The 4,795-nt window shown below is 63.4% G+C and carries 5 protein-coding genes; all 5 read right to left on the bottom strand.

Annotated features, from left to right (window positions below):
- Positions 1-36: 36 nt before the first annotated feature.
- A complete protein-coding gene (locus MR825_RS11715; protein ID WP_256176424.1) occupies positions 37-744 on the bottom strand; it encodes an IMP cyclohydrolase in 708 nt (235 codons plus the stop codon).
- Positions 741-1,382: a phosphoribosylglycinamide formyltransferase gene (gene purN, locus MR825_RS11710; protein ID WP_256176425.1), complete on the bottom strand. Its 642-nt coding sequence runs from the start codon at positions 1,380-1,382 to the stop codon at positions 741-743. Before purN ends, MR825_RS11715 begins: the two co-directional genes overlap by 4 nt.
- Positions 1,383-1,491: 109 nt before the next feature.
- Positions 1,492-2,538 carry a phosphoribosylformylglycinamidine cyclo-ligase gene (gene purM / locus MR825_RS11705; protein WP_186907063.1) on the bottom strand — a complete coding sequence of 349 codons (1,047 nt, stop codon included), beginning with the start codon at positions 2,536-2,538 and terminating at the stop codon, positions 1,492-1,494.
- 152 nt (positions 2,539-2,690) lie between these two features.
- Positions 2,691-4,112, bottom strand: coding sequence for an amidophosphoribosyltransferase (locus MR825_RS11700; protein ID WP_186907064.1), 1,422 nt, complete (start codon positions 4,110-4,112; stop codon positions 2,691-2,693).
- A gap of 3 nt (positions 4,113-4,115) precedes the next feature.
- A partial coding sequence (purC, locus tag MR825_RS11695) for a phosphoribosylaminoimidazolesuccinocarboxamide synthase (protein ID WP_287880837.1) occupies positions 4,116-4,795 on the bottom strand: 680 nt, incomplete at its 5' end.

The raw sequence follows: 4,795 nt of genomic DNA, 5'->3' as shown, positions 1-4,795 counted from the left end.
GCGGGCGGGGGGGCGGCGGGCGCCCCCCCGCCGGACTTACGCGTGCTGATTGATGATGACGCTCTCCCAGGCGCCCCGCTCCAGGTCGATATAGCGCACGAAGAGGGAGACCTTGTTGTCTTCGTTGAGGTTGTTCCACAGCAGATGGGCAAATTCCTGCGGCGTCTCGCTGGTGATGGCCACCTGCTCCGGCTCGCCCTCAAAAGAGGGGAGGGGATCGCCGTCGCCCAGGTAGGTATGGATAAAATGCCCCTGGCCGGCAATGGGGTTTTCGTAGGCGAAAAAGTACCGGCGGCAGGAGGACGCCTCTCCGTCCGCGCTTTTCAGAATGGACAGGGTATAGTCGCCGTTGCCGTGCACCAGGCCGGAAATGCGGGGCGTGTAGTTGGGGCCGTCCGGCTCAAACGTGCGGGTATGCAGGGCCTGTGCAAAGGTCTTGCCCGCCGCCAGGCCCTCCCGGACGGTGTCGGTCTGGTCGCCGTTGGTGACGATGGTAGAGCTGCCGAAGACCCGCACCGGGGCGTAGATGATCAGGGACGGATCGGTCATTTTAGAGGGGTCAAAGGCCTGGGTACGGATGCCGTCGGGGGTTTCCACAAACACCCGGTTGCGGGAATTTTCGCTGCGGCCCATAATGAAATAGGCGATCACAGCCTTCGCCCCGTCGGGAGAGCGGCCCAGTACGATGCCCCGGCCGGGATAGGGATTGGCGCGCAGCAGCGCGGTCAGATCAAGCGTTTTCATTGACAAACAGCTCCCTCGGTTATTTTGACGTGCCGCCCCTCCACATGGAGGCGGCCCTCGCAGAACAGGGATACGGCCCGGGGCAGGATGCTCCACTCACACTGCTCCATGACCCGGCGCTGGAGCGTCTCCGGCGTGTCGTCCTCCCGGATGTCCACCGCCTTTTGCAGTACGATGGGACCGCCGTCCGGCTCCTCGTTGACGAAATGGACGGTGGCGCCGGTGACCTTGACGCCATAGTCCAGAGCTTTTTCGTGGACATGCAGGCCGTAATAGCCCGCGCCGCAGAAGGAAGGGATCAGGGCGGGATGGACGTTGAGAATGGCGTTGGGATAGGCCTGCACCATCTCCTCGGTGAGGATGTGCAGGAAGCCCGCCAGCACTACCAGGCCGATCTCCAGCCCGCGCAGCTGCTCCACCAGGGCGGCGGTCATCTCCCGGTTGGAGCCGTAGTCCTTCCGGGAGACCACATAGCCGGGGATACCGGCCCGGGCGGCCCGTTCCAGAGCAAAAGCGTCGGCGCGGGAGGAGATCACGGCGGCGATGACACCGTTTTTCAGCTCTCCCCGTCCCTGCGCGTCGATGAGCGCCTGGAGATTGGTGCCGCCTCCGGACACCAGCACGGCGATTCGTGTCATAGTGATACCTCGCAGAGTTTCCGCCGGAGGCGGAAATGAATTTCGAAGTCGTGCGCAGGCGGCGCGGACGCCCCCGCGGTCAGGAGGGCGCCTTCGCTGCCGCCCGGGCTCATACCAGCTCCACGCCCGCGTCGCCCTTGACCACGGAACCGATCACATAGGACTGCTCTCCGGCCCGGGCCAGCACGTCCAGGGCGTTGCCGATCTGGTCCTTGGGGATGGCGATGACCAGGCCGATGCCCATGTTGAAGGTGTTGTACATATCCCGCGCGGGGATGTCTCCGGCCTTTTGGATCAGTTCGAAGATCGGGGGCACCGGGAAAGAAGCGGTCTGGATCCGGGCGGTGAGCCCCTCCTTCATCATGCGGGGCACGTTCTCATACAGGCCGCCGCCGGTGATGTGGCTGACCGCCTTCACGTCCACCCCGTGCTGCCGCAGGCAGCGGATGGAGCGCACATAGATGTGGGTGGGACGCAGCAGCTCCTCTCCCAGCGTATGGCCCAGATCGGACACGTAGGTCTCCAGGGGCTTGGCGTCGTCGGCAATGCCGAAGACCTTGCGCACCAGGGAAAAACCGTTGGAGTGCACGCCGTTGGAGCCCAGGCCGATGAGCAGGTCCCCCTCCTGCAGCGTGGAGCCGTCGATCATTTTGGCCTGATCCACCAGACCAACGGAGAAGCCGGCCAGATCGTATTCCTGTTCCGGGTAGAAGCCGGGCATCTCGGCGGTCTCGCCGCCCACCAGGGCGCAGCCCGCCTGGCGGCAGCCTTCGGTGACGCCGGAAACGATGGCCTCGATGCGGCTGGGCAGGTTCTTGCCCACGGCCAGATAATCCAGGAAAAACAGGGGCATGGCCCCGGCGCAGATGATATCGTTGACGCACATGGCCACACAGTCGATGCCCACGGTGTCGTGCTTGTCCATCAGAAAGGCGATCTTCAGCTTGGTGCCCACGCCGTCCGTGCCGGAGACCAAAAGGGGCTTATCCATGCCCGCGCAGTTGGGGGCAAACAGACCGCCGAAGCCGCCCAGGGTGCCCATGACGCCGGGAATATAGGTGGATTCGACCAGGGGCTTGATGCGGTTGACCGCCTCGTAACCGGCGGTCACGTCCACGCCGGCGGCGGCGTAGGATTCAGAATGAGAATTCTTCATACAGACCTCCATTTTCCAAAGAAGTCCGAAGCAGGACATATGCCTGCGAAGGACGCCTTAACTTGTGGCCGCGGCGGCCACAGCAGCCGTGCCTGACACGGACGCGGGAGCGGCGCCTTCCCATCCGGAAAGGACGGCGGCCCCGGAAACGGTTATTCCGCTCCGCTCCAGCAATAGGTGCAGATCTTGTCGCGGTCGATGCCGATGGCCTCCAGCAGGCCGTCCAGGGACTGGTAGCCCAGCGAATCGAAGCCCAGCTTCTCACAGATGGACCGGAGCATACATCTGCCCCGCTCGGTGGAAGCGTCGGCGTACTCGTCCAGATGCGCCTGCCCCTCGTCCCCCTCCAGCTCCTGTACCGTCTTGCGGGCCAGAAGCTCCATATCGGAGTTGCTGCGGGAGAAGTTCAGATACTTGCAGCCATACATGATGGGGGGGCAGGCCGAGCGCATGTGGACCTCCTCGGCCCCGGACTCGTACAGGAACTCAACGGTCTCCCGCAGCTGCGTGCCGCGGACGATGGAATCGTCCACAAAGAGGAGCTTCTTGCCCTGGATCAGCTCAGGCACGGGGATCTGCTTCATTTTGGCCACCTGGTTGCGCACCTCCTGATTGGCGGGCATAAAGGAGCGGGGCCAGGTGGGCGTGTACTTGACGAAGGGGCGGGCGAAGGGCTTGCCGCTGCGGTTGGCAAAGCCGATGGCGTGGGGCACGCCCGAGTCGGGTACGCCGGCTACAAAGTCCACCTTGGGCAGCTGGCCCTTCTGGATCTCGTCCCGGGCCATGATCTCGCCGTTGCGGTAGCGCATGACCTCCACGTTCATGCCCTCGTAATTGGAATTGGGGTAGCCGTAATAGGTCCACAGGAAGGCGCAGATCTTCATCTGCTCGCCGGCGGGGGAGAGGGTCTCCCATCCCTCCGGCGTCAGGCGCACGATCTCACGGGGCCCCAGCTCATAAGCGTCCTGATAGCCCAGCTTATGATAGGCGAAGGATTCGAAGGAGACGCAGCAGCCCTCCTCGTTCTGGCCCACCAGTACGGGCAGACGGCCCAGCCGGTCCCGGGCGGCGATGATGGCGTCGGGGGTAAGCACGAGAATGGTGCAGGAGCCGTCGATCGCCTCCTGCGCGTGGCGGATACCGGAGACCAGGTCGCTTTTCTGGTTGATGAGGGCGGCGGTGAGTTCGGTGGAATTGACCTTGCCCGAACTCATGGCCATGAACTGGTGGCCGTGGTCGGAAAAATACGTCTCCACCAGAGTGTCGGCATTGTTGATGATACCCACGGTGGTGATGGCGTACAGCCCCAGGTGGGAGCGCACCAGCAGCGGCTGAGGATCGGTGTCGCTGATGCAGCCGATGCCCGCGCAGCCCCGGAATTCCCCCAGATCCCCTTCAAATTTGGTGCGGAAGGGGGTGTTCTCAATGTTGTGGATCTGCCGCTGAAAGCCGGCCTCGCGGTCGTAAACCGCCATGCCGCCCCGGCGGGTGCCCAGATGGGAGTGATAGTCGGTGCCGAAGAATAGGTCCAGCACGCAGTCGCGCTTGGAGACAGCGCCGAAAAATCCACCCATGGCCTACTCCACGCCGGTCAGGCGGCGCATGACCTCCTCGTAGGCCTCCTCCGCGCCGCCCAGATCCCGGCGGAAGCGGTCCTTGTCCAGCTTCTCATGGGTCTTCTCATCCCACAGGCGGCAGGTGTCGGGGCTGATCTCGTCGGCCAATACGATCTGGCCGTCGGCGGTCCTGCCGAATTCCAGCTTGAAATCCACCAGGTCGATGCCGATCTCCTTCATGAACCCTTTCAGCAGTTCGTTGACGGTAAAGGCGTAGTTCTTGATGAGCGCGATCTCCTCGGCGGTGGCCAGCTTGAGGGCCAGGGCGTGATAGGTGTTGATGAGCGGATCGCCCAGGTCGTCGTTTTTATAGGAAAACTCAATGGTGGGAGCGTCAAATACAATGCCCTCCTCCACGCCGTAGCGCTTGGCGAAGGAGCCGGCCGAGAGGTTGCGGATGATGACCTCCAGCGGCACGATGGAGACTTTCTTCACGGCGGTTTCGCGGTCGCTGAGCTCCTCCACCAGGTGGGTGGGCACACCCTTGGCCTCCAGCCGGCGCATCAGGTTGTTCGTCATGCGGTTGTTGATGGCGCCCTTGCCGGTGATGGTGCCCTTCTTCAGGCCGTCAAACGCGGTGGCATCGTCCTTGTAGGAGACGATAACAACATTGGGGTCCTCGGTGGAATAGACCTTCTTGG

Source organism: Lawsonibacter sp. (genome assembly GCF_022777125.1).
Classification (GTDB): domain Bacteria; phylum Bacillota; class Clostridia; order Oscillospirales; family Oscillospiraceae; genus Lawsonibacter_A; species Lawsonibacter_A hominis.
Note: the sequence above shows the minus strand (reverse complement) of the source record. Positions and strands in the feature narration are given on the sequence as shown.